This window comes from Mycobacterium vicinigordonae (assembly GCF_013466425.1).
GTDB lineage: Bacteria > Actinomycetota > Actinomycetes > Mycobacteriales > Mycobacteriaceae > Mycobacterium > Mycobacterium vicinigordonae.
Genome location: NZ_CP059165.1, coordinates 1,516,469 through 1,539,822 on the forward strand (window position 1 = coordinate 1,516,469; position 23,354 = coordinate 1,539,822).

Here is a 23,354-nt window from a genome sequence, read left to right on the forward strand (position 1 = left end):
GGGGCGGCACGTCGTGGGCTGGCGTCCATTAGCCTGCTGCTGACACGCCTGCGATCGGAAAGCCAACGGAAGGGGCCCTGTGGAGGTCAAGATCGGTATCACGCAAAGTGCGCGCGAACTGGTGTTCTCCAGCGCGCAGACGCCTGCCGAGGTCGAAGAGTTGGTCGGCGCGGCATTGCACGAAGACTCGGGACTGCTGAGTCTGACCGACGAACGCGGCCGCCGTTACCTGGTCAACGCGGACAAGATTGCCTACGTCGAGATCGGTGCCGCCGACTCACGCCGGGTCGGCTTCGGGATCGTTGCAGACTCCGCGGCCAAGGCCGCCAAAGCCTCAGAAAGCTAGGAGCGGGCCAGCGGCACGTGCGATAGTCCGCCCCAGGCGAACTGCACGGTGCCATCGACGGCGTCCGACTTCGAGATCGGCTTATCGGAGTCCAGCCAGTAGCGCGCGCTGTCCACGCTCATGCCGACTAGGCCCACCGCGATCATCCGGGCGCGATGCGGATCCAGCCCGGAGTCCTCGGCGATCAGGGCGAATACCGCGTCGATGCACGATTCGGTGGCCACCCGCACCTGCGCCGCCACCTCCGGCTCGGTGACGTAGTCGTTCTCGAAGATCAGGCGGTACCCCTGGCTGTCGTGCTCGATGAAGTCGAAAAACGCCTGCACGGCCGAGTGCAATCGCCGCCTGTTGTCGGTCGTCCTGTCCAACGCCTGCTGCACGCCGGAGACCAAGTTGTCCACATGCCGATTCAGCACCGCCAGATACAGTTCCAGCTTGCTCGAAAAGTGTTGGTAAAGAACCGGCTTGCTGACCCCTGCGCGATCCGCGATCTCGTCCATCCCGGCGGCGTGGTAGCCGCGGTCGACGAAGACGTCACTGGCGACCACCAGTAGCTGGCCGCGGCGCTCATCACGCGGCAGCCGGTTTCCCCGACGGTTCGAGGGCGCGGCGTCTCCCGGCCGAACACCTTCGGCCGACCTGACAGCGCGTCGCGGCGCTGCCTTGGCGAGATCGCTCATCGGTCCTCAATCTGGTCGGCGGTGTGCCCATTTTGCCATCCCCGCGGCCGCACCGTAATTTGCAAGCAGATTACAACCTGCGTTGTCGCGTCGACCGGAACCCGTGCTATCCGGCTTTTCGGGCGCGCCAGGGCGGGCTGCCAGGTGCCGTTGTGCCATCCTGGGGAAATGACGTCCCCGCGGCCTGCCCGCGACACAGGTCGCGTGCCTGTGTTGCGTGACGACTGGCGCGAGCCGCTGCGGGCTCAACGCGACCCGCTCGGCCAGAACGCCGGCCGCGTCCGTGCTGACCGTGATCGGCCACGGCAATGGCGCAAGCAGTCGTGGCTCGGGCGGTTCGTGACCACCTACGGCTGGCGGGCGTACGCGCTGCCGTTTTTGACAGTGATCACGCTGGTGGTGGCGTATCAGACGGTCGCCGGTGCCGGCAGCCCCAAGCCGGCAGCGCAATCGACCCACAAGGATCCCCCCACCATCGGCGCGGTCGGTACGTCGATCCTCGATACACCGCCGCGTGGCCTGGCCGCTTTCGACGCCAACCTGCCGACCGGCACGCTGCCGGAGGGCGGGCCGTTCACCCAAGCGGGTGACAAGACGTGGCGAGTGATCCCGGGCACCACACCGCAGATCGGACAGGGGACCGCCAAGGTGTTCCGTTACACCGTGGAGGTCGAGAACGGCCTGGACCCCACCATGTACGGCGGTGACGACGCTTTCGCGCAGATGGTCGACCAGACGCTGGACAACCCGAAAAGCTGGACGCACAACCCGCAATTCGCGTTCGTCCGCATCGACGGTGCCGCTGGGGGCAAACCCGACTTCCGGGTGTCGTTGGTATCGCCGATGACCGTGCGGGTGGGATGTGGTTACGAGTTTCCGCTGGAGACCTCGTGCTACAACCCCTCATACGGGCCCGACCGAGAATCCCGCGTATTCATCAACGAGGCGCGCTGGGTGCGCGGAGCGGTTCCCTTCGAGGGCGACGTGGGCTCCTACCGTCAGTACGTGGTCAACCACGAAGTCGGCCACGCCATCGGGTACGTGCGCCACGAGCCCTGCGAACAACAGGGCGGGCTCGCGCCGGTGATGATGCAGCAGACGTTCTCCACTGCCAACAACGACGGCGCAAAGTTCGACCCCGACCAGGTCAAGCCCGACGGCAAGACGTGCCGATTCAACCCTTGGCCGTTCCCGATCGCCTGAATCATCGCTGCCCGCCCGAGGCTGCGCCTAACCTCGGTGGTGTGACGCCATCGTTGCCGCCGCTGGTCGAACCCGCCGCCGCGCTGAGCCGCGATGAGGTGGCCCGCTACAGCCGCCACCTCATCCTTCCCGAGCTGGGCGTAGACGGGCAGAAGCGGCTGAAGAACGCGCGGGTACTGGTGATTGGCGCCGGCGGCCTCGGGTCGCCGACCTTGCTGTACCTGGCCGCCGCCGGGGTCGGCACCATCGGGATCCTCGAGTTCGATGTCGTCGACGAGTCCAACCTGCAACGCCAGATCATCCACGGCACCGCCGACGTCGGCCACTCCAAGGCTCGGTCGGCGCGCGACTCGATCGCGGCGATCAACCCGTTCGTCGAGGTGCAACTGCACGAGCTGCGGCTGGAGCCCGACAACGCGGTCGAGCTGTTCGAGGGGTACGACCTGATCGTGGACGGCACCGATAACTTCGCCACCCGCTATCTGGTCAATGACGCCGCCATAGTTGCCGGCAAGCCCTACGTATGGGGGTCGATCTACCGGTTCGAGGGCCAGGTGTCGGTGTTCTGGGAAGACGCGCCGGATGGCCTCGGGTTGAACTACCGCGACCTCTACCCGCAGCCACCGCCGCCGGGCCTGGTGCCGTCTTGCGCCGAAGGCGGTGTGCTGGGCGTCATCTGCGCCTCGATCGCGTCGGTGATGAGCACCGAGGCGATCAAACTGATCACCGGAATCGGCGAGACGCTGCTGGGGCGCCTGATGATCTACGACGCGCTTCAGATGAGCTATCGCACGATCCGGATCCGCAAGGACCCCTCGTCGCCGAAGATCACCGAACTCGTTGACTACGAGCAGTTTTGCGGCCTGGTCCCGGAAGATGCCGCAGACGCTGCCGCCGGTTCGGCGATCACTCCCGCCGAGCTGCGCGCGATGCTGGACTCGGGTAGGAAGCTGGCTTTGATCGACGTTCGCGAGCAGGTCGAGTGGGACATCGCGCACATCGAGGGTGCCCAGCTGGTGCCCAAGTCGTCGATCATCTCGGGGGAAGGGCTGGCTCAGTTGCCGCGGGACCGGGTTGCGGTCCTGTACTGCAAGAGTGGGGTCCGCTCTGCAGAGGCACTGGCCGCGGTAAAACGGGCCGGCTTCTCTGACGCGGTTCACCTGCAGGGCGGGATTGTGGCATGGGCCAAGCAGGTGGAGCCCGACATGCTCATGTACTGATCTGACCGCGCCCGTTCCCCGGGGCGAACACGATCGGCCATTGCGCCGCTCGTCGCGACCGCTCTACTAGGCTGACCGCTGTGACCGTCGAGCCGCCGCCCGAGCACGTGCTGACGGCGTTCGGTTTGCACGGGGTGCAGCCCGCCCCATTGGGCGATGCGTGGGAGGGCGGCTGGCGGTGCGGCGAGGTCGTGCTGTCCATGGTGGCCGACAATGCGCGTGCCACGTGGTCGGCGCGGGTTCGTGAGACATTATTCGTCGACGGTGTGCGCTTGGCCCGGCCGGTCCGGTCCACGGATGGCCGTTACGTGGTCTCTGGCTGGAGAGCTGACACCTTCGTTGCGGGCACCCCCGAGGCCCGCCACGACGAGGTGGTCTCGGCCGCGGTGCGGCTGCATGAAGCCACCGGCAAGCTGGAGCGCCCCCGCTTCCTGACTCAGGGACCCACCGCGCCGTGGGCCGACGTCGACGTGTTCATCGCGGCTGACCGTGCCGCGTGGGAAGAGCGCCCGCTGCAGTCGGTCCCGCCCGGAGCGCGCACCGCGCCGCCGTCGGCCGACGCCGCGCGTTCCGTCGAGCTGATCAATCAACTTGCCACGCTGCGCAAGCCGACCCGCAGCCCCAATCAACTGGTGCACGGTGATCTCTACGGCACGGTGCTTTTCGCCGGCACCGCGCCGCCGGGCATCACCGACATCACGCCGTACTGGCGGCCGGCATCCTGGGCGGCCGGGGTTGTCGTCGTCGACGCGTTGTCGTGGGGTGAAGCCGACGACGGGCTCATCGAACGGTGGAGTGCGCTGCCGGAGTGGCCGCAGATGTTGTTGCGCGCGTTGATCTTCCGGCTTGCGGTGCACGCCCTGCATCCCAGGTCCACCGCCGAGGCGTTTCCGGGTCTGGCCCGCACCGCGGCAATGATCCGGATGATCCTCTAACCGTCGAACTCGTAGCGGACCTCGCTCAGCGCGATCCGGCCGTCAACCGACAACACCCCTTCCGCCCGCAGCAGCTCCAGCTGCCGGGTGGTCAGATGCCGGGCGGGCCGTCCGGAGGCGGTGATCACCCGGTGCCAGGGCAGGTCCGCGGAATCGGTGCGCATGATCCAGCCGACGATGCGAGGGCTGGAAAGTGCTGCGGCAGAAGCGATGTCACCATAGGTCGACACCCTGCCCGGCGGGATCGAAGCGACCAGCGAACGCACCCGTTCAACCTGCTCGTCCGTGACTCGGGCCACGGTCAGCCAGCCAACCGTTTGCGCACCAGCGCGGCGACGTCGTCGGGCTTGGCGTGCGGCACCATGTGATCGCACTCGTAGTCCAGGAGTTCGAAATCGGTCCCCAAGCGGTCCCGTAATCCGGCGATCAGCGCGTCGCCGACGTAGGGCGGTGACGTCCACTTTGCCCGCACCAGCGTCGTCGGCATCCCTGGGGGCGGCAGCACGAGGTCGCGGGCCAACTCGCTCCAGTACGACATCATCGCGGGTAGAAAGATCCGCCAGCCGTACCGTCCATTAGGCAGCGGCACCAGATGCTCGTCCAGATCGGCCTCGAGTACCGCCGAGTCCACATCCGCCCAAGAACCGCCGGCTTTTTCCTGGTAAGCCTGCGCGCGGTCGGGATAATCGGGCGAGCCGAACATCGCCTCGGCGATCTGCGCCGTCCAGTGGCCGTCCAACCCGATAGCCGGATCGAGCAACACCAAACCGGATACCACCTCAGGCCGGGCCGCGGCCAGGTGCAGCGCGAGCGCGCCACCAAAGGAGTGCCCGACGACCAGCGCAGGCGCCTGTATCTCGGCATCCAGCAGTGCGGCGAGCGCCGAAACGTTGGCGTCGATGCTCCACGGAGCGTCCCAGGTGGACCTGCCATGTCCGATGAGATCCGGTGCTGCGACCGATATTTCGGGTACGTAGTTGGTGAAGTGCTGCCAGCGCTTGCCGTGCCCGGTCAATCCGTGCAGTGCCAGTAGCTGGACCGGGCCGGGGGGGCCGAAGCGGTGCACATGTAGGGCGGGGGTCACGCGTCGATCATGCCCCGAACCGACCCGCCCTTTCGAGTTGGCCTCTTTGAAGAACTGGCGCGCTGGTAGTAACGCGTGGCCGGCGTTGTGGGCGCTTCCGGCCGGATTCTTCATGATCATGCTCCACTGGACCATCGTTGGCGTCGCGTACCTCCGGGTCCGGCGGTGGCCTTTGGCCTTGGTATTGGCTGGCGCGCTGCTGTGCTGTCGGCCGACATGACGGTGACCACCCCAATGTGGCGATTAGTGTTGCCGTTCATCGGAATTGGTGTGGGTGAGGCATTCATCACCTCACCATTGGCGGCGACCGCCACGCTCGATCTGCCGACTGAGCTGGCCGGGGCGGGCTGTGGTGTCTTGCCGCGGCGATGTCGCAATCGGTGTTGCTGCTGGCGTTCTTGGCGCTGCTCGGAGTGGTCTGTGCGGCGTGTCTCGTCGGGGTGCGGCGGTCTGTCGTCACGGCATCTTCCAGCACGGAGTAGCTGGTCGGGCAACTTGTCGGACCCCCGTGGTTGCATGCCCGGTATGTCATACGCGTGGGGTGCCGAGGCGCGGGAGGTACTGCAGCCCGGGTTGCGCGGGGTGGTGCGGGTGCTAGGCGGCCCGGGCACCGGCAAGAGCACGCTGCTGGCCGCGGCCGCGGCGGCTCAGATCGCTGCCGGGGTAGATCCCGAATCGGTTCTGCTGCTTACTGGTTCGGGCCGGATCGGAATGCGGGAGCGCAGCGCTCTGACGATGGCGTTACTGGGCCGGGGCCGGGTTGCGGCTGTACGCGAGCCGTTGGTCCGCACGGTGCACAGCTACGCCTACGCCGTGCTGCGGCGGGCCGCTGAGCGCGCGGGGGACCCGCCGCCGCGGCTGCTCACCGGCGCGGAGCAGGACGCCATCGTGCGGGAACTGCTGGCCGGTGACCTCGAAGACGGCAGCGGGTGGCCCGACCACATGCTGCCGGCGCTGACCACGGCCGGGTTCGCCAACGAGCTGCGAAACCTGCTGGCGCGCTGCGCCGAACGTGGTGTAGATCCGCTGGACCTAGAGCGGCTTGGCCGTCGCTGCGGGCGTCCAGAATGGGTCGCGGCTGGTCGCTTTGCCCGACAGTACGAGCAGGTGATGCTGCTGCGCGCGGCGGTTGGCACGGCGGCACCTCAGGCGACGGCACCGGCGCTGGCCGCCGCCGAGCTCGTCGGCGCGGCGCTGGAGGCATTTGCGATCGATCCGGAGCTGTTGGCCGCCGAGCGCGCCCGGGTCCGGGTGTTGCTGGTGGACGATGCACAGCAGCTCGATCCGCAAGCGGCGCAACTGGTCCGGGTGTTGGCGGCCGGTCCCGACACTACGCTGATCGCCGGCGACCCGAACCAGGCGGTGTTCGGGTTTCGGGGCGGCGAGCCAGCCGGGCTGCTCGGCCAGGACGGCCCGTCGGTGACCCTGACGGTCTCGCATCGCTGCGCTCCTGCGGTGGCGCGCGTCATCAGTGACATCGCCACCGCGCTGCCCGGCAGCAGTGCAGGTCGGCGAATCGAAGGCAGTGGCGATGAACCGGGTTCGGTGTCGGCGCGGTTGGCGGCCACGGCGCATGCGGAGGCCGCACTGGTCGCGGACACGCTGCGGCGCGCGCACCTCGTCGACGGTGTTCCGTGGTCGCAGATGGCGGTGATCGTCAGGTCCGTCCCACGGGCCGGCGCGCGGTTGCCGCGGGCGCTGGCCGCCGCGGGAATTCCGGTGGCGACGCCGGCGAACGGCGCATCGCTGTCCGAGGAGCCCGCCGTTGATGCGCTGCTCACCGTCTTGGCCGCGACGGCCGAGGGGCTCGACGAGGATCGGGCGCTGACGCTGCTCACCGGCGCAATCGGCCGCGTCGACCCGGTATCGTTACGGCAGTTGCGCAGGTCGCTGCGCCGCGCTGAGGCCGAGCTGGTTCCGACGCTGCTCGGCGACGGGCCGTTGTCCGGGCCACAATCCGGCGCGCTGCGACGGGTGCGGGCGGTGCTGGCCGCCGCCGGGCGGTGCGATCGTGATGGTCAGGATCCGCGCTACACACTGTGGGAGGCCTGGCATCGGTCCGGTCTGCAGCGCCGCTGGCTGGCCGCCATCGAGCGCGGCGGCACGGCCGGGGCACAGGCCACGCGAAATCTCGAATTGGTGACCGCGCTGTTCGACACCGCCGACGACTATGTGTCACGCACTTCTGGAGCGTCACTGCGCGGACTCGTCGACCATGTAGTGGCCCTGCGGCTACCCGCGTCCACCCGTGCACCCGCCACTGAGGGCGAGCACGTCGAGGTGCTCAGCGCACACGCTGCGCTGGGCCGCGAATGGGATCTGGTGGTGATTGCCGGATTGCAGGATGGGTTGTGGCCCAACACCGTTCCGCGCGGTGGCATCCTGGGCACCCAACGGCTGCTCGACGAAGCCGACGGGATCACCCAGCAGGCGTCGGCCCGTGCACCACTATTGGCCGAGGAGCGACGGCTGCTGGTCGCCGCCATGGGCCGGGCCCGCCGCCGGTTGTGGGTGACAGCGGTCGACGGGGACGCCGGCGGGGGTCAGGACGCCGCGCTGCCGTCGCCGTTCTTTTACGAGCTTGCGGGTGAGACTGAATCTATTGTGACGCAGCCTATTTCAATGCCTCGAGTATTGTCGACCGCGGCGGTGGTGGGTCGGCTGCGGGCTGTGGTGTGCGCCCCCGAGGGGATGGTCGATGAGGCCGTCCGTGCCTGTGCAGCAACCCAATTGGCCCGTCTGGCCCAAGCCGGTGTGCCGGGTGCGGATCCGGCGCGATGGCACGGGCTGATCCCCCTCAGCACCGATGCGCCGCTGTGCGGTGCTGGCGACGTCGTCACGTTGACGCCCTCGACCCTGCAGACGCTGTCCGACTGCCCGCTGCGCTGGCTGGCCGAACGGCACGGCGGCAGCAACCCGCGAGAGCTGCGGTCGACAGTCGGCTCGGTGCTGCACGCGCTGATCGCCGAGCCGGGCCGCACCGAAGCGCAATTGCTCGCCGAACTCGACCGGGTGTGGACTCACCTGCCGTTCGACGCCGGTTGGCATTCGGCTAACGAGCTCGCGCGCCATCGCGCCATGATTGAGGCGTTCGTCGAGTGGCGGGCGCAGACGCGCGGCGAGTTCGCCGAGGTCGGTGTCGAGGTCGACGTCGACGGCGTGCTCGACACTCCGCGCAGCGACGGGGGACAGATTCGGTTGCGTGGCCGCATCGACCGGCTTGAGCGCGACGCCGCCGGCCGGCTGGTGATCGTCGACGTCAAGACCGGCAAGACGCCGGTCAGCAAGGACGACGCCCAGCAGCACGCACAGCTGGCGATGTACCAGCTGGCCATCGCCGAAGGCCTGCTGCCCGAAGGCGACGAGCCCGGCGGCGCCCGTCTGGTCTACCCCGGCAAGACCGGTGCGGCCGGGGCCTCCCAACGTGAGCAGGACCCGCTGACCGCGCAGGCCCGCGACCGTTGGACCACCCTGGTACGCCAGGCCGCCGACGCGACGGCGGGCCCGCAATTCGTCGCCCGGCGCAACGACGGGTGCTCACACTGCCCGATCCGGCCGTTTTGCCCGGCCCATGCCGACGGGCCGGCGCAGTGAGCCCCCGCTACACCCCCGCCGAATTGGCCGACGCCCTGGGCATTTTCCCGCCCACCGACGAGCAGTCCGCGGTGATTGCGGCGCCGCCGGGTCCCCTCGTCGTGATCGCCGGCGCCGGGGCCGGCAAAACCGAGACCATGGCGGCTCGCGTGGTGTGGCTGATCGCCAACGGCTACGCAACCGCCGACCAGGTCCTCGGATTGACCTTCACCCGCAAGGCCGCCGGGCAGCTGCTGCGGCGTGTCCGGGCCCGCGTGGCCCGGTTGGCCGCGCTGGCCATCGAGGGCGTCGAGGCCGCGGGCACACCGGCCGTCAGCACCTACCACGCGTTTGCCGGGTCGCTGCTGCGCGACTACGGCCTACTGCTGCCGATGGAACCCGACACCAGACTGCTCACCGAGACAGAGCTGTGGCAGCTGACATTCGATGTCGTCACCGGCTACCGCGGCGAACTGCGGACCACAAAGACGCCGGCCGCCGTCACCTCCACACTGTTGCGGTTGTGGGGCCAGCTCGCCGAACACCTCGTCGACACCGGACAGCTGCGGGACACCCATGTCGAACTGGAACGACTGGTTCACACCCTGCCGGCGGGACCGCGCCAGCGGGACACCGGCCCCAACCAGGCGCTGCTGCGGATGCTCAGCAGTCAAACCGTGCGCGCCGAACTGGTGCCGCTGCTCGACGCCCTGCAAGAGCGTCTGCACGCCGCCAAGGTGATGGACTTCGGCATGCAGATGGCCTCGGCGGCGCGGCTGGCGGCAGAGTTCCCGCAGGTCGGCCGCGAGCTGCGGACCCGCTACCGGGTGGTGCTGCTCGACGAGTACCAGGACACCGGGCATTCCCAACGAGTGGCGCTGTCCGCACTGTTCGGCGGCGGCGCCGACGACGGGTTGGCGCTGACCGCGGTCGGCGACCCAACCCAGTCCATTTACGGTTGGCGCGGCGCATCGGCGACCAACCTGCCGCGGTTCACCACCGACTTCCCGCTGTCTGATGGCTCCCCAGCGCCGACCCTGGAATTGCGCACTAGCTGGCGCAACCCGCCGACCACGCTGCATTTGGCCAACGCTATCTCGGCCGAGGCCCGGCGGCGCTCGGTGGCGGTCCGGCCGCTGCGCGCCCGCTCGGACGCCACGGCCGGGGTGGTGCGGTGCGCGTTGCTCTCCGACGTTCGGGCCGAACGCGGCTGGATCGCCGACCACATCGAACAACGGTATCGGCTGGCTCGCGACAATGGCGTCGCCCCGCCCACCACCGCGGTGTTGGTGCGCCGCAACGCCGACGCAGCACCGATCGCGGATGTGCTGCGGGCCCGCGGAATCCCGGTCGAAGTGGTCGGCCTGGCCGGCCTGCTGTCCATCCCCGAGGTCGCTGACCTGGTGGCCATGCTGCGGGTGGTCGCCGACCCCACGGCCGGGTCGGCGGCCATGCGGATACTGTCCGGTCCGCGCTGGCGGCTCGGTGGCGCCGACCTCGCCGCGCTGTGGCGACGTGCGCGGGAATTGGCCGGGGGTGCAACGGAATCTGCCTCGGCCGAGTCGATCGCACGACGGGCGGGATCTGATGCCGACACCGCCTGCCTGGCCGAAGCCATCTGCGACCCCGGCCCGCCGGCCGCCTACTCGTCAACGGGACACCAGCGCATCAGCACGCTCGCCACCGAGCTGACCGCGCTGCGCGGCCACCTCGGCTACCCGCTGCCCGACCTGGTCGCCGAGGTGCGCCGGACGCTGGGCTTGGATTGCGAGGTCCGGGCGACCGCGGTCGCCGAGTGGTCGGGCACCGAACATCTGGACGCCTTCGCCGACGAGGTGGTCGGCTACGCCGAGCGAGCCAGCCTGTCCGGGACGTCCACGAAAGCCTCGGTAGCCGGCCTGCTGGCCTACCTGGACGCGGCCGCTCAGGTGGAGAACGGGTTGGCCTATGCACAACCGGCCGTCGCCAAGGACCGAGTCCAGGTTCTCACCGTGCACGCCGCCAAGGGATTGGAATGGCAGGTGGTGGCGGTGGCCCACCTGTCGGGTGGCATCTTCCCGTCGACCGCGTCGCGCAGCAGCTGGCTCACCGACCCCGGCGATTTACCACCGCTGCTGCGGGGCGACCGCGCCGGCGTCGGTGGGCTCGGTATCCCGGTGCTGGACACCTCGGCGGTGACGAACCGAAAACAGCTGTCGGACAAGATCTCCGAACATCGTGCTCAGCTGGACCGGCGACGTGTCGACGAGGAACGCCGGCTGCTGTATGTCGGTGTCACCCGCGCCGAAGACACCCTGCTGGTGTCCGGTCATCATTGGGGATCCGCGGGCATCAAGCCGCGCGGTCCCTCGGAGTTTCTCTGCGAGATCAAGGAAGTCATCGAACGCTCGGAACAAGCCGGCGAAAGCTGCGGAATCATCGAGCACTGGGCGCCGGAGCCGGTTGACGGCGAGCGAAACCCGTTGCAGAACAACATTATCGAAGCTGTATGGCCCGCCGAACCGCTGGGTCTGAGGCGTACTGACGTCGAGCGGGGGGCCTTGTTGGTGTCGCAGGCGATGGCCGCCATGACCGAGAGTGATACCGCCGCCGAGTCCGGCTCCGCGGCCCACGGTGTCGCCGACCCAGAAGGGTGGATTGCCGACGTCGATGCGCTGCTGGCCGAACGCGCCCGCGCAGCCGCGGTGCCGCAGCGGGCGCTTCCAAGCCAGTTGTCGGTCAGCGGTCTGGTCGAGTTGGCCCGCGATCCCGATAATGCCGTGCAACGGCTGATTCATCGGCTGCCCACCCGCCCTGATCCACATGCCCTGCTGGGCAATGCATTTCACTCCTGGGTTCAGAAATTCTACGGTGCGGAGCTGCTGTTTGACCTGGGCGATCTGCCCGGCTCCGCCGATTCGGACGTGAGTGATCCCGCGGAGCTGACCGCATTGCAGGCGGCATTCACCGAATCAGCGTGGGCGGCCCGTACCCCGATCGCGGTCGAGGTTCCCTTCGAGATGCCGATCAACGACACCGTGGTCCGGGGGCGTATCGACGCGGTGTTCGCCGACGACGACGGCGGTACGACTGTGGTGGATTGGAAGACCGGTGAGCCGCCCCGCGGACCCGAAGCCATGCGGCAGGCTGCGGTGCAGTTGGCCGTCTATCGGCTGGCCTGGGCAGCGCTGCATGGCTGCCCGGAGTCTTCGGTGCGCACCGCCTTTCACTACGTGCGGAGCGGGACGACCGTAGCCCCAACAGAGCTACCCGACGCCGACGAGCTGGCCGTCCTGCTTGCCGACGCCAACCGCGCTCCGGGAGGCTGATCGTGGTTACATGATTGGCGTGCGAGTGACCAGCGTCGGGATCAAGACGGCTTGCCGTGGCGCAAGGTAGTTGGCGGCGACTGCGGCGTCTCGACGAGAGGCTGACCGTCCAACCGAGTTACGCCCTGGTCGGCGTGCTGCGTATCCCGCAGGGCCAGGCCAGCCCCGCCCGGATCGTCTCCCGCCGGGTGCTCATCGCGTTGGCGGCGTTATTCCTCGGTGCCATCACCGTCTACCTCGATCGCGACGGGTACCACGACACGCAGGGCGACCGGCTGTCCTTCCTGGACTGCCTCTACTACTCGGCGGTGACGTTGTCGACGACCGGGTACGGCGACATCACGCCGATCTCGGAATTTGCCCGCGCGGCGAACGTCCTGATCATTACTCCGCTTCGCATCGCGTTCCTGATCCTGCTGGTCGGAACGACGCTTGAGGTCGTCACGGAAACGTCTCGGCAGGCACTGAAAATCCAGCGTTGGAGGAGCAGGGTGCGCAACCACACCATCGTCATCGGGTACGGGACCAAGGGTAAAACGGCGATCGCCGCGATGCTGGGGGACGAGACGGCTCCCGGCGAGATCGTGGTCGTCGACACCGATCGGGCCGTGCTGGACCGCGCCGCGTCGGCGGGTCTGGTCACCGTGCACGGCGACGCCACCAAATCCGACGTGCTGCGGTTGGCCGGCGCGCAGCACGCGGCCTCGATCGTGGTGGCCACCAACCGTGACGACACCGCGGTGCTGGTGACGTTGACCGCGCGCGAGCTGTCGCCCAAGGCCAAGATCGTGGCGTCAATCCGGGAAGCTGAGAATCAGCATCTGCTGCAGCAATCCGGAGCCGACTCGGTAGTGGTCTCCTCCGAAACCGCCGGCCGCCTGCTGGGGCTGGCTACCACCACACCCAGCGTGGTGGCGATGATCGAGGATCTGCTGACCCCCGACGAAGGCCTGGCCATCGCCGAACGCGAGGTGGAACGGTCCGAGGTCGGCGGCTCGCCGCGGCACCTGCGAGACATCGTGCTCGGGGTGGTACGCGGCGGGCAGCTACTGCGCATCGACTCCCCCGAGGTGGACGCGATCGAGACCGACGACCGGCTGCTCTACATCCGCAACGCCGGGCACTAGCTGTGGACTTCCAACTGCGCAATATCCCGCTGCTCTCGCGGGTCGGCGCCGACCGCGCCGATCAGCTGCGCACCGATGTCGAAGCGGCCGCGGCCGGATGGGCGCAGGCGGCGCTGCTGCGCGTCGACAACCGCAATCAGGTGCTGGCCGCCGACGGCCGGGTCATCCTCGGCCCGGCCGCCGCGCTGGGCGACAAACCGCCGCCCGAGGCGGTCTTCTTGGGCCGCCTCGAGGACGGTCGCCACGTTTGGGCGGTTCGTGGGGCCCTGGTGACGCCGGATGATGTGGCCGAACCCGACTCCGTTGAAGTGCTCGACCTGCGCCGACTCGGCCGCATCATCGACGACACCAGCAGCCAGTTGGTGTCCGTGGCGCTGGCATTGCTGAACTGGCATGACAGCGCCAGGTTCAGCCCGGTCGACGGGACGCCCACCAAGCCCGCCAGGGCCGGCTGGTCACGGGTCAACCCGCTTACCGGGCACGAGGAGTTCCCGCGCGTCGACCCCGCGGTGATTTGCCTGGTGCATGACGGTGGCGACCGTGTCGTGCTGGCCCGGCAGGCGGCGTGGCCGCAGCGGATGTTCTCGTTGCTGGCCGGTTTCGTAGAGGCCGGCGAGTCGTTCGAAGGCTGTGTGGCGCGCGAGATCCGCGAGGAGATCGGGCTGACGGTGCGCGGCGTGCGCTACCTGGGCAGCCAGCCGTGGCCGTTCCCACGGTCGCTGATGGTCGGGTTCCACGCTGTCGGCGACCCTGACGAACCCTTCGCGTTCAACGACGGCGAGATCGCCGAGGCGGCCTGGTTCACCCGCGACGAAGTGCGCGCCGCCCTCGACGCCGGTGACTGGACAACCGGGTCGGACTCGAAACTACTTCTGCCCGGGTCGATTTCGATTGCTCGGGTGATCATCGAGTCCTGGGCCGCGCTCGACTGACAACGCGGCGTCTCTGCTACTTGATGCGATCGGTGATGTTGTCCAGGATCGTCGCGGCGATCCGGTCGGCCGGTTCGATGCCCAGCACACCGACGGACATCAGCACCGCGTTCTTGACGCGATATTGGTGACTCCAGCCACTGTCGGTGATGCGCAGGGAGGTGGAATCGGGCCGGTCCACCTGGAAGGTGTATTTCGGATCGTGCAGGGCCACACAGGCGTTCAGCGACGACTCCAATTGGCCGAGGGCGCTGCGCGCCCCCGCGGCATCCGGGTAGATCGCGACCGCCTGACTGACCGAGTCGACCAGCGCGATCCCCCCGGGCAGCGTGTCGTCGGTCACGCCGCTGTAACCCGCGCTGCGAAATTCGGTCCAGCCGGAAGCAAAAGTTAGGTCGCTGGTCCCCGCCGCCCGGCAGGGGCCGGGCGCGTTCACGTCGCCAGCCGGTGGATGGCGAAGGTCCGCGTGCACATGTGGGGTCAGTTCCTCGTAGTTGGCGATGCGCCGCACATCCTCGACGCTGACGATCAGTGCGTCGACCCGGCTGGCGGCGGGGGCCGGCGCGGCGTTGGTGTCGTGGTGCGAGCATCCACAGAGCGCAGCCAGTGCGCACCACACGGCGAAGACCGCTCGTCGGGCCAGCGCCGATGCCATGGCCCTTATCGTAGGGGCGATCAGACCCGGCAGTTCGCAGCACTTGCGGCGCCGTGTCGGCAGCTGTGACTCAGCCCGCGACCTGCGCCAGCTTCGCCTTGACCTCGCCGGCACTCGGGTTGGTCAGCGTCGATCCGTCGGCGAACTTCACAGTGGGGACGACGTGGTTGCCGCCGTTGACCGACCCGACGAACTCCGCGGCCGCGGGGTCGCGCTCGATGTCGATCTCGTCGTAGGGAATTCCCTGTGCCTTCAGCGCTGTCTTCAGCCGAAAGCAATAGCCACACCATGTGGTCGAGTAAACGGTGAGCGCGGCGTTGGTCATGACTGGTAAACGTATCCGCACCGCGGGCCATTCCGGCCGCGGGCCCCGCCGAAGGCCGCGACACGCCAGGTTTGTCGGCGGGCACTGACAAGATGGACGCCATGCCGGTAGTGGCCGACTCTCTGATCGCAGACCTGGACGACGAGCAACGCGAAGCCGTTGAGGCTGCGCGCGGACCGGTGTGCGTGCTCGCGGGCGCGGGCACCGGCAAGACCCGCACCATCACCCATCGCATCGCACAGCTCGTCGCCAACGGTCACGTCGCCGCCGGGCAGGTGCTGGCGGTGACGTTCACTCAGCGCGCGGCGGGGGAGATGCGCTCGCGGCTGCGATCGTTGGATGCCAGCGCGCGGATCGGGGCCGGAGTGGGCTCGGTGCAGGCACTGACCTTTCACGCCGCAGCCCATCGTCAGCTGCGCTACTTCTGGCCGCGGGTGGTCGGCAACACGCGGTGGGAACTGCTGGACACCAAGTTCGCCGTCGTCGCCCGGGCGGCCAGCCGGTCCCGCCTCAACGTCAGCACCGACGACGTCCGCGACCTGGCCGGCGAGATCGAGTGGGCTAAGGCGTCGCTCATCACCCCGGAGGACTACGCCGGCGCGGTGGCCGCCGCGGGCCGCGACACCCCGCTGGACGCCGAGCAAACCGCGGCCGTCTACGCCGCCTACGAAGCGCTCAAGGTGCGCGACGAAGACGTCACGCTGCTCGATTTCGACGACCTGTTGCTGCACACTGCGGCTGCCATTGAGAATGACGCTGCAGTGGCCGGCGAGTTCCGCGACCGGTACCGGTGTTTCGTAGTCGACGAGTACCAGGACGTCACCCCGCTGCAGCAGCGGGTGCTGACGGCCTGGTTGGGCGACCGCGACGACCTCACCGTGGTCGGTGACGCCAACCAGACCATTTACTCGTTCACCGGCGCTTCGCCACGCTTTTTGCTCGACTTCTCGCGGCGCTACCCGGACGCCACCGTGGTCCGTCTGGAACGTGACTACCGGTCCACGCCGCAGGTCGTGTCGCTAGCTAACCAGGTGATCGCGACCGCTCGGGGTCGGGTGGCAGGCAGCAAGCTGCAGCTCACCGGCCAGCGCCCACCCGGCCCGGTCCCCAGCTTCCGGGAGCATCCTGACGAGGCCACCGAGGCCGCGGCGGTCGCCTCGTCGATTGCGCGGCTCATCGAATCCGGTACTGCGCCTTCGGAAATCGCGATTCTGTACCGGGTTAACGCCCAGTCAGAGGTCTACGAGGAGGCGTTGACCGAGGCTGGCATCGACTACCAGGTGCGCGGCGGTGAGGGGTTTTTCAACCGTCAGGAGATCAAGCAGGCCTTGCTGGCGCTGCACCGCGCGGCAGAGCGGGGCTCCGAATCAGGCCCGGTCCGCGACGTCGTGCGCGCCGTCCTGGAACCGTTGGGGCTAACCGTGACCGAGCCGACCGGCACCCGCGCCCGCGAGCGCTGGCAGGCGCTGGGAGCGCTGGCCCAGTTGGTCGACGACGAGCTCGTCCAGCGTCCGGATCTGGAGCTGCCCGGCCTGGTAGCCGAGTTGCGAACCCGCGCCGACGCCCGCCATCCACCGGTGGTGCAGGGCGTCACCCTGGCCTCGTTGCATGCGGCGAAGGGCCTGGAATGGGATGCGGTGTTCCTGGTGGGCCTGGCCGACGGCACCCTGCCCATCTCGCACGCACTCGCGCGCGGCCCCGAAAGCGAACCCGTCGAGGAAGAGCGCCGGTTGCTCTACGTCGGAATTACGAGGGCCCGAGTGCATCTGGCGCTCAGCTGGGCGCTGGCGCGGACGCAGGGCGGCCGGCAAAGCCGCAAGCTGTCACGGTTCCTCAACGGCATCGCTCCCGATACACGCGCCGACCCCGCTCCGGCGAAGTCGCGGCGTAGCCGCACCCCGTTACGCTGCCGGATCTGCAACGAAGAGTTGAGCACACCCGCCGCGATCATGCTGCGGCGGTGTACGACGTGCGCGGGTGACGTCGACGAGGACCTGCTACTCAAGCTGAAGGCGTGGCGACTCGAGATGGCCAAGGAACACAAGGTTCCGCCCTACATCGTGTTCAGCGACAACACGTTGGTCGCGATCGCCGAGATGCTTCCAGCCGACGAAGCGGGGCTGATCGCTATCCCGGGCATCGGCGCCTCCAAGCTCGCCCAATATGGACCCGACGTGCTCGAGTTGGTACGCCAGGCCCGCTGACAACCAAACCCGCAGGTCAGAAAATCGGTTGGCAGCGCAGGCCACGACCCATTACGCTCAATTGCTGGTTCACCGAGACATGAGACGAGACATGAGAAGGGGGGTGGCCACAATGATCAACAACCTCGTATCTGGCGCTGCAGTGGCTACCCGCAGCCCCCATTGGGGCACTGCCCATGCCGCCGCCGCGCCGGCGGCCGCGGCCAAGCGCCGTGTCGCCGCCGCGACTGAAGCGTCCGTGGATCGGGGCTATCGCACAACGAGCTGAGCAGCCCAGTTACGCCAAATGGCCACGGACCCGAAGTCACCAGGATCCGTGGCCATAGTTTTTGGGAAGACAGCTTCCCGACCTGGTCCGGATCACCGAAAGCAGCCAACCGACCAGGAAAAGGTGAACAAGCAATGTCGACCACGCCAGTCCCTAGACAGACGCGGCCGGTCCTGCCATGCCACGCCGACGATCCCGACCTGTGGTTCGCCGAAACCCCGGGCGACTTGGAACGCGCCAAGATCCTGTGCGCCGACTGTCCGGTCCGGCAGCAGTGCCTGGCCGCAGCGCTCGATCGGGCAGAACCCTGGGGGGTGTGGGGCGGTGAGATCTTCGAGCGGGGCTCGATCGTCAGCCGCAAGCGTCCGCGAGGACGCCCGCGCAAGCAGGCCGCCTGAATGCCGGCATCGCCGTCGCGCGGGACAGTCAGACGGCGGCAGTATCCGGCTCGGCGAAGCCGGGAATCAGCTCCTCCGAGAGGGCCTTGATGGGAACGGTTGCGTCCAGTTGGCACAAGATCGCGGCCACCGATGCGATCACCCGCATCGGGATGGCCAGCTTGGGGGGTAGGTCCATCTGCCGAACCGTCTTGATCTGCGCCACCGAACGGTCGAATTGGCTGACCGTCATTCGCTGCAGCCATTTGCGGGTGTAGTGGAACTCCTCCACCTCGATGGGTTCGACGTATTGGCGCAGCATCTCGTCGATCTCACGCACCGACACCTGCTGGCCCGGCTGGATGAACCCGACCTTCTCCATCGTCGGCAGCAGCAGGTCGTAGTTCTTGTCGCGGGCTAACCGAATGGTCATCCCGAGCTCGATTGGGTACCCCCCGGGCATGGGCGCCACGGCACCGAAGTCGATGACGCCCATCCGCCCGTCGGGCAGCAGCAGGAAGTTCCCCGGGTGGGCGTCACCGTGCAGCATCTCCAGCCTGCGCGGCGCGTCGAAGGTGAGCTCGAGCAGCCGGACGCCGATCAGGTCGCGCTGTTCCTTGGTGCCACTGCGGATGATCTCGGCCATGTGAGTGCCGTCGATCCACTCCTGGATGACCACCTTCGGTGCGCTGGCGACCACGTGTGGCACCGAGAAGTGCGGGTGGCCTTCGTAAGCCTTGGCGAATGCGCGCTGGTTGTTGGCTTCCAGCCGGTAGTCCAGCTCCATTTCAGTGCGTTCGAACAGCTCGTCCACCACGCCCTGCACGTCGGCGCCCGGCGCGAGCTGCTTGAACAGACCAACCATGCGCTGCATCGTCTTCAGGTCGGCGCGCAGCGCCTCGTCGGCGCCCGGGTACTGGATCTTGACGGCGACTTCGCGGCCGTCGGACCAGACCGCCTTATGTACTTGGCCGATGCTGGCCGAGGCGACCGGGGTGTCGTTGAACTCGCTGAACCGGTCCCGCCACTTGGTGCCGAGCTGAGCGTCCAGCACCCGGTGCACCTTGGCGGCGGGCAGAGGCGGCGCGTCCTTCTGCAGCTTGGTCAGCGCCTCCCGATACGGCTCGGTGAACTGCTCGGGGATGGCGGCTTCCATTACCGACAGCGCCTGGCCGACCTTCATCGCGCCGCCCTTGAGCTCGCCGAGCACAGTGAACAGCTGGTGGGCCGCCTTCTCCATCAACTCGGTGTTGACTTCGTCCCTGGACTTGCCGGTCAGTCGCTTGCCGAAGCCGAGAGCAGCCCGACCGGCCATACCAACCGGCAGGCTGGCGAGCTTTGCATTGCGGGCCGCGCGGCCGCGCTTTATTTCTGACACCTATCCATCATCCATGACGTCCAGCGCAATGGGCGCATTGATCCCACATCGTTCGCGTTGGTTCAGCTGCGGTTGCCGAGCAATATGTAGTCTCTTCGGGTCGCAATCGAGTGACGCATACTCACCACACCCGCCGAAGGGGACCGCAACCGCCATGGCAGCACGACAGACCCAGCACGACGCCGCCGACGCTCTGTTCCGGGCGATCATCGAAACCCTGGACAAGCACCGCAACGAGCGCACTCTGACCGAGCACGTGCTGGACACCCTCGGCCGGGCCTACGCATCGATATCGACGAGCGTTCCCGAGCAGGGCCGGCTGGGCTGACCCCCTCCGGTAATTCAGCACGCACACAACGGGTGCCGCGTCCACTGCCGCGCCACGATCGCGCTGGAGTTCAGGTCGAACTCCAGCGTGGCATTGAGCGACGACGGGGGAGTGGCTTGCCGGCCGCGCACCGCGGCGATCACCTGATTGACCTGGCCCAGTGCCAGCGCTGCCGTCGCCAGCAGGGTCGCGCGGTCGGCCACGCCGACGGTGTCGCGTAGCTGGGCGGCGATGGCGGGCCATGCCGCGTCGCGGTCGCGGCGGTGCAGGTCGGCACACGCCAAACAGCTGGTCACCCCAGGTATCACGAGCGGCCCGACCAGCCCGGTGCCGTCACGCACCCGGACCGGCAGATGCGGGACACCGGAACTGTGCAGATCGCGCACGATGCGCGGGTCGGCCACCAGGTAGTCAGCCAGCACTACCAGGTCGACCGTGGCGGCGGACACCGCGGCGTGCGGTTGACTGCTCTGCCCGATCCGCACGCCCGAACTGCGCAGCGCCGACACCAGCAGATCCGACAGCGGCCCTCGTCCGTGCACCCGGATCGAGGCGGCCCGACCCGTGGTGGTGCCGGGCTCACGGGTCGCGACACCATGGCTGACCAGCTGTTGCAGCAGTTCGGTCAGGTCCTCGCCGTTGGTCCGCCGATGCAACTCGGTCAGTGGTACCGGTGAGCGCATCGCCCGCAGTAGCGCGGCCAAACCGCTGGTGGTCAGCCCGCCCGGAGGTCGGATCAGCACGGCCCGGCGAGGATCCCAGCCGACCTGCACCGCACCGTCGGGTCGTAACAGCACCGGCATCGCCGGGTCCAGGCAATACAGGGAAGCGGGCCGTGCCATGACGTGCCACGGTGCCACGACTGCGGCGAGGGCGTCCTCAGTTATCCACAGCGCCGGGGTCGTCGTTGCCGCGGTTTTCGCGGCCCAATTCGGCCTCCAGGTCCGAGAGCGCGGCGTCGATCCCGCTGGTGTCGCCGCCGATTGCCCCATCGATGAACGCTGCCGGGTCGTCCAGGTCCTCGGCGCTGGGCAGCAGGTCCGGGTGTTGCCACACCGCGTCGCGGGCGTCCATTCCCACGGCCTGCTCCAGCCGGGTCCACAGTGCCGCAGCTTCGCGCAGCTTGCGGGGCCGCAGTTCCAGGCCGACGAGGGTGGCGAAGGTTTGTTCGGCGGGACCGCCGCTGGCCCGACGGCGCCGCAGCGTCTCGCTGAGTGCCGCTTCGCCCGGCAGCCGCTCACCCAGGGCGGCGGTCACCACCGTCTGTACCCAACCTTCGATCAGCGCGAGCAGGGTTTCCAGCCGCTCCAACGCCTGCGTTTGCGCCGGGGTGGCCTTGGGTTCGAACACGCCCTGGCTGAGCAGTTGTTCCATGGCGGCGGGGTCGGCCAGCGTCGCGGGATTGAAATCCCGGGCCAGCTCTTCGATGCCGGTCATGTCGATCTGCATTCCCGCTGCGTAGGCCTCGACGGCCCCCAGCAGTTGGGTGGGTAGCCACGGAACGTGGCTGAACAGCCGGTGGTGGGCGGCTTCACGGGCGGCCAGGAACGTCATGATCTCGCTGCGTGGCTGTTCGAGCCCGGACGCAAATGCCTCCACGGCCTCCGGCAGGATCGCGGCCACGCCCTTGGGACCCAGCGGTAGACCGATGTCGGTCGAGGTCAGCACCTCCTTGGACAGCCGACCCAGCGCCTGGCCCAGCTGCGACCCGAACGCGACGCCGCCCATCTGGGACATCATCTGCATCAGCGGCCCAGCCATGCCCTTGGCTTCCTCGGGCAGCGCGGACACCCACACCGAGGAGATCTGCTGGGCCATCGGATCGCACAGCCGCTTCCAGGTGCCGATCGTGTTGTCCACCCAGTCGGTGGGGCTCCAGCCCGTCGCCCTGGTGGTGCCGGCCGGCAGCGCAGTGGCCCCGTTCAGCCAAGTCTCCGCCAGATGCACCGCGTCGGAGATCGCCGAGTTGGTGGTGGCCGGGATGGGTGCGACGAAGCCGATCGAACTGGATGCGACCTGGCGGGCCAGGTCGTAGTTGACCGGGCCGGCGTTCGAACCGGCGGCACCCGACGCCATCGCGTTGCCGACGCCGCCGAACATCTCGCCCAGGCGGGTGAACAACTGGCCGAGGTTGGCCATGTCGAACTCGCCGCCGAAGCCGAACGGGTTGGCGCCGGACTCGGGGTCGTTCTCGCGCCGCTTGTCGCGATCGGGGTCGTCTCCGGCGTTGAAGCCGAAGGGCAGGTCAGCCATGACGTCAACGGTACTCACCGCGCAGCGGGAAAGTGCACTGCACCGTCACGCTCGTAGCTGAACGGTGTGCCGCCCCCGCCGGTTAGTGTGTTCGGCGTGAACAGGCGGATTTTGACCTTGGTGGTCGCGCTCGTCCCGATCGTGGTGTTCGGCGTTCTGCTGGCGGTGGCCAAGGTGCCGTTTGTGTCGTTGGGGCCGGGTCCCACGTTCGACACCCTCGGCGAGGTCGACGGCAGTCAAGTGGTCCACATTGAGGGCACACAAACTCACCCGACGACGGGCCACCTCAATATGACGACGGTGTCCCAGCGTGACGATCTGACCTTGGGCGCAGCCATCGGCCTGTGGATTTCAGGCCAGGAACAGCTGGTGCCGCGGGACCTGATTTACCCACCGGGTAAGTCGCGCGACGAGGTCGACAAGGCCAACGACGCCGACTTCAAGAACTCCGAGGACAGCGCCGAGTATGCCGCCCTGGGATACCTGAAATATCCCGAGGCGGTGACGGTTGCGACGGTCAGCGACGGCGGCCCGTCGGTGGGCAAGCTCAAGCCCGGCGACGCGATCGACGCGGTCAATCGGACACCGGTGGCCAACGTCGAACAGTTCACCGGCATCTTGAAGAACACCAAACCCGGCCAGGTGGTGACGATCGATTACCGCCGCAAGAACGAGCCGCCCGGCGTCGCTGAGATCACCCTGGGCAGCAACAAGGATCGCGACTACGGGTTCTTGGGCGTCGCCGTGCTGGACGCGCCGTGGGCGCCGTTCACCGTGCAGTTCAACCTGGCCAATATCGGCGGTCCGTCGGCCGGTTTGATGTTCAGTCTGGCTGTCGTCGACAAACTCACCACCGGCGATCTGGCTGGCTCCACGTTCGTCGCGGGCACCGGCACTATCAGCATCGATGGCAAAGTCGGGCCGATCGGCGGAATCACGCACAAGATGGCCGCGGCCCGCGCCGCCGGGGCGACCGTGTTTCTGGTGCCGGCGAAAAACTGCTACGAAGCGGTCTCCGACGTTCCGTCCGGGCTGAAGCTGGTGAAGGTCGAGACGCTCGGCTCGGCGGTGGACGCTTTGCACGCGATGACCTCGGGGGCGGCCACCCCGAGTTGCTGACTCCGACCCCGGGTCGCGTGATGCGTACAGTTGTGACCG

20 protein-coding genes are annotated in these 23,354 nt (G+C 68.2%); 12 read left to right on the forward strand and 8 right to left on the reverse strand.

What is annotated here, in order from left to right; translation table 11 throughout:
* The first annotated feature begins 79 nt into the window (after positions 1-79).
* Entirely contained in the window at positions 80-346 is a 267-nt protein-coding gene (locus H0P51_RS06715; protein ID WP_180917202.1) for a DUF3107 domain-containing protein, read from the forward strand.
* Here H0P51_RS06715 and fasR read toward each other — a convergent pair.
* Complete coding sequence (gene fasR / locus H0P51_RS06720; RefSeq protein WP_180917203.1) at positions 343-1,026, reverse strand: HTH-type transcriptional activator FasR; 684 nt, start codon at positions 1,024-1,026, stop codon at positions 343-345. The two genes, H0P51_RS06715 and fasR, sit on opposite strands and share 4 nt — an antisense overlap.
* Positions 1,027-1,194: 168 nt before the next feature.
* On the opposite strand from fasR, the gene H0P51_RS06725 reads away from it, so the two are divergent.
* The 3 genes from H0P51_RS06725 (at position 1,195) to H0P51_RS06735 (ending at position 4,384) form a co-directional block, all read left to right on the forward strand.
* Positions 1,195-2,229 (forward strand): DUF3152 domain-containing protein, encoded by a 1,035-nt coding sequence (locus H0P51_RS06725; protein WP_180917204.1) that lies wholly within the window; start codon positions 1,195-1,197, stop codon positions 2,227-2,229.
* 41 nt (positions 2,230-2,270) lie between these two features.
* The gene (gene moeZ / locus H0P51_RS06730) at positions 2,271-3,449 is read left to right on the forward strand and encodes an adenylyltransferase/sulfurtransferase MoeZ (protein ID WP_180917205.1); all 1,179 of its coding nucleotides are present in this window, start codon (positions 2,271-2,273) and stop codon (positions 3,447-3,449) included.
* Between the two features lie 80 nt (positions 3,450-3,529).
* On the forward strand, positions 3,530-4,384 hold the full coding sequence (locus tag H0P51_RS06735) for a TIGR02569 family protein (protein WP_180917206.1): 855 nt from the start codon (positions 3,530-3,532) through the stop codon (positions 4,382-4,384).
* On the opposite strand, the gene H0P51_RS06740 is transcribed toward H0P51_RS06735, so the two are convergent.
* On the reverse strand, positions 4,381-4,683 hold the full coding sequence (locus H0P51_RS06740) for an MGMT family protein (protein WP_180917207.1): 303 nt from the start codon (positions 4,681-4,683) through the stop codon (positions 4,381-4,383). The two genes, H0P51_RS06735 and H0P51_RS06740, sit on opposite strands and share 4 nt — an antisense overlap.
* Before the next feature lie 2 nt (positions 4,684-4,685).
* Positions 4,686-5,468, reverse strand: a complete 783-nt coding sequence (locus H0P51_RS06745; RefSeq protein ID WP_180918787.1) for an alpha/beta fold hydrolase — start codon at positions 5,466-5,468, stop codon at positions 4,686-4,688.
* A gap of 525 nt (positions 5,469-5,993) precedes the next feature.
* On the opposite strand from H0P51_RS06745, the gene H0P51_RS06750 reads away from it, so the two are divergent.
* The 4 genes from H0P51_RS06750 to nudC are packed head-to-tail and all read left to right on the forward strand — an operon-like array spanning position 5,994 to position 14,408.
* Positions 5,994-9,062 carry an ATP-dependent helicase gene (locus H0P51_RS06750; RefSeq protein ID WP_180917208.1) on the forward strand — a complete coding sequence of 1,023 codons (3,069 nt, stop codon included), beginning with the start codon at positions 5,994-5,996 and terminating at the stop codon, positions 9,060-9,062.
* The gene (locus H0P51_RS06755; protein ID WP_425489023.1) at positions 9,029-12,349 is read left to right on the forward strand and encodes an ATP-dependent helicase; all 3,321 of its coding nucleotides are present in this window, start codon (positions 9,029-9,031) and stop codon (positions 12,347-12,349) included. The genes H0P51_RS06750 and H0P51_RS06755 overlap by 34 nt, the downstream gene beginning before the upstream one ends.
* A gap of 56 nt (positions 12,350-12,405) precedes the next feature.
* The gene (locus tag H0P51_RS06760; RefSeq protein WP_180917210.1) at positions 12,406-13,476 is read left to right on the forward strand and encodes a potassium channel family protein; all 1,071 of its coding nucleotides are present in this window, start codon (positions 12,406-12,408) and stop codon (positions 13,474-13,476) included.
* Between the two features lie 2 nt (positions 13,477-13,478).
* Complete coding sequence (nudC, locus tag H0P51_RS06765; protein WP_180917211.1) at positions 13,479-14,408, forward strand: NAD(+) diphosphatase; 930 nt, start codon at positions 13,479-13,481, stop codon at positions 14,406-14,408.
* Between the two features lie 16 nt (positions 14,409-14,424).
* Here nudC and H0P51_RS06770 read toward each other — a convergent pair whose 3' ends face one another.
* On the reverse strand, positions 14,425-15,063 hold the full coding sequence (locus H0P51_RS06770) for a sensor domain-containing protein (RefSeq protein WP_180917212.1): 639 nt from the start codon (positions 15,061-15,063) through the stop codon (positions 14,425-14,427).
* A 70-nt stretch (positions 15,064-15,133) separates the two neighbouring features.
* Positions 15,134-15,388, reverse strand: a complete 255-nt coding sequence (mrx1, locus tag H0P51_RS06775; RefSeq protein WP_180917213.1) for a mycoredoxin Mrx1 — start codon at positions 15,386-15,388, stop codon at positions 15,134-15,136.
* Between the two features lie 101 nt (positions 15,389-15,489).
* On the opposite strand from mrx1, the gene H0P51_RS06780 reads away from it, so the two are divergent.
* Positions 15,490-17,592 (forward strand): ATP-dependent DNA helicase UvrD2, encoded by a 2,103-nt coding sequence (locus H0P51_RS06780; protein WP_180917214.1) that lies wholly within the window; start codon positions 15,490-15,492, stop codon positions 17,590-17,592.
* Positions 17,593-17,994: 402 nt separating this feature from the next.
* Positions 17,995-18,258: a WhiB family transcriptional regulator gene (locus H0P51_RS06790; RefSeq protein ID WP_180918788.1), complete on the forward strand. Its 264-nt coding sequence runs from the start codon at positions 17,995-17,997 to the stop codon at positions 18,256-18,258.
* A gap of 28 nt (positions 18,259-18,286) precedes the next feature.
* On the opposite strand, the gene H0P51_RS06795 is transcribed toward H0P51_RS06790, so the two are convergent.
* On the reverse strand, positions 18,287-19,615 hold the full coding sequence (locus H0P51_RS06795) for a macrolide-binding ATPase MABP-1 (protein WP_180917215.1): 1,329 nt from the start codon (positions 19,613-19,615) through the stop codon (positions 18,287-18,289).
* A 154-nt stretch (positions 19,616-19,769) separates the two neighbouring features.
* Here H0P51_RS06795 and H0P51_RS06800 point away from each other — a divergent pair, with 154 nt between their 5' ends.
* A complete protein-coding gene (locus H0P51_RS06800) occupies positions 19,770-19,943 on the forward strand; it encodes a hypothetical protein (RefSeq protein WP_180917216.1) in 174 nt (57 codons plus the stop codon).
* 14 nt (positions 19,944-19,957) lie between these two features.
* On the opposite strand, the gene H0P51_RS06805 is transcribed toward H0P51_RS06800, so the two are convergent.
* Both H0P51_RS06805 and H0P51_RS06810 read right to left on the reverse strand, forming a co-directional pair.
* Entirely contained in the window at positions 19,958-20,785 is an 828-nt protein-coding gene (locus H0P51_RS06805) for a cyclodehydratase (protein ID WP_180917217.1), read from the reverse strand.
* A gap of 37 nt (positions 20,786-20,822) precedes the next feature.
* The gene (locus H0P51_RS06810; protein WP_180917218.1) at positions 20,823-22,214 is read right to left on the reverse strand and encodes a zinc-dependent metalloprotease; all 1,392 of its coding nucleotides are present in this window, start codon (positions 22,212-22,214) and stop codon (positions 20,823-20,825) included.
* Positions 22,215-22,292: 78 nt separating this feature from the next.
* Here H0P51_RS06810 and H0P51_RS06815 point away from each other — a divergent pair, with 78 nt between their 5' ends.
* Positions 22,293-23,315: a YlbL family protein gene (locus tag H0P51_RS06815; RefSeq protein ID WP_180917219.1), complete on the forward strand. Its 1,023-nt coding sequence runs from the start codon at positions 22,293-22,295 to the stop codon at positions 23,313-23,315.
* Positions 23,316-23,354: the final 39 nt, after the last annotated feature.